The organism is Pseudomonas sp. NPDC086278 (genome assembly GCF_050280905.1).
In the GTDB taxonomy this organism is placed as follows: domain Bacteria; phylum Pseudomonadota; class Gammaproteobacteria; order Pseudomonadales; family Pseudomonadaceae; genus Aquipseudomonas.
The window spans coordinates 1-1,242 of sequence record NZ_JBNNWE010000225.1; the positions used below are offsets into that span (position 1 = coordinate 1).

2 protein-coding genes are annotated in these 1,242 nt (G+C 53.2%); both read right to left on the bottom strand.

The genetic code is table 11. The features are described from left to right. Positions 1-38: 38 nt before the first annotated feature. Positions 39-875: an IS3 family transposase gene (locus ACQKP4_RS29160; RefSeq protein WP_427637452.1), complete on the bottom strand. Its 837-nt coding sequence runs from the start codon at positions 873-875 to the stop codon at positions 39-41. Next, positions 872-1,177 (bottom strand): transposase, encoded by a 306-nt coding sequence (locus ACQKP4_RS29165; RefSeq protein WP_240635653.1) that lies wholly within the window; start codon positions 1,175-1,177, stop codon positions 872-874. Before ACQKP4_RS29165 ends, ACQKP4_RS29160 begins: the two co-directional genes overlap by 4 nt. Positions 1,178-1,242: the final 65 nt, after the last annotated feature.

The window sequence follows — 1,242 nt, forward strand, 5'->3', positions numbered from 1 at the left end:
TGAACTGGTCAAGTAATCCCGGACACCGGTTACGGTGTTTATGCCGCTTTTTGCTCCATAGCTATTGGCGACAGGTAGTGGTTGTAGCTGTGGAGCCTGGTGCGGTTGTAGTACATGAAGAAGCGCACCATGTCGGTTTTTGCCTCTTCGATCAGACTGTAGCCGTTGCGAGGTACCCACTCTGACTTCAGCGTGCCGAAAAAACGCTCCGTCGGCGCATTGTCCCAGCACTGCCCGCGATGGCTCATGCTTTGCAAAATGCCATGGTGCATCAGGCCTTCTTGAAACTTGCGACTGGTGTACTGACAGCCCTGATCCGAGTGAAACATCAGTCCCGCAGGGCATGTTCGTACCTCTGTCGCCATGCGAAGTGCCTTGCTGACCAAGTTGGCGTCATTGACCAGAGAAAACGCCCAACCGATGACCCTACGAGCAAACAAATCGATGACGATGGCCAGGTGAACCCAACGTTTGCCCACCATCAAGCTGGTAACGTCGCCGCACCAAACTTGATCGACGGCAGTCGGTTTGAAATTGCGCTTTAGCAGGTTGGGCGCGACAAATGCTTCAACTCCTTTCGATCTGAATGGGTGAGGCTGGCGTTGTTTACTGACAATATTGGCCTCCCTCATCAGCGCCCTGACAAGACTCCTTCCAGCTGCAATATTCCGGGATTTCAGGCCCTTGCTGATCATTCTGGAACCCATGGCTTCACGGCTTTCGCTGTGCAGCTCAACCACTTTCAGCCTGAGCTCTGCTCGTTTGATTCGTGGTTTGGCTCGGCGCTGCAGCCACTCATAAAAGCTGCTGCGCTTTACACCGAAAACATGACACACCACAGCCGTCGGAAATGACTCTCTTAGCTCTGCGATCATCGAAAACGATCGGGATCCGACATCAAGAGAGCGGTAGCCTTTTTTAAGATCTCGGCCTCCATCTCCATGCGCTTGATCTTGGCTTTTAACTCCTGGATCTGGCGCTGATCTTCGGTAATCGCCTTGGTGCCTTTAACGGGCTGCCCCTCACGTTCCTTGCGAACCTGATCGACCCAGCGCCGTAAAGCGGTGGGCCCGATATCCAGCGATGCACAAACATCCGGAACCGGGCAGTTATCATCAAGCACCATGCTGGCAGCCTGTAGCTTGAACTCGCGGGTATAGACCTTTCTTTCGTTCATGGAACCTCCAAGTTGGCGAAATCATATCGCCCTTAAGAGGTGTCCGGAATTATTAGGCCAGTTCA

Excerpts from the sequence above, each read along its gene's own strand:
- ACQKP4_RS29160 (WP_427637452.1), bottom strand. The coding sequence starts at position 875 with ATGATCGCAGAGCTAAGAGAGTCATTTCCGACGGCTGTGGTGTGTCAT.
- ACQKP4_RS29165 (WP_240635653.1), bottom strand. The coding sequence starts at position 1,177 with ATGAACGAAAGAAAGGTCTATACCCGCGAGTTCAAGCTACAGGCTGCC.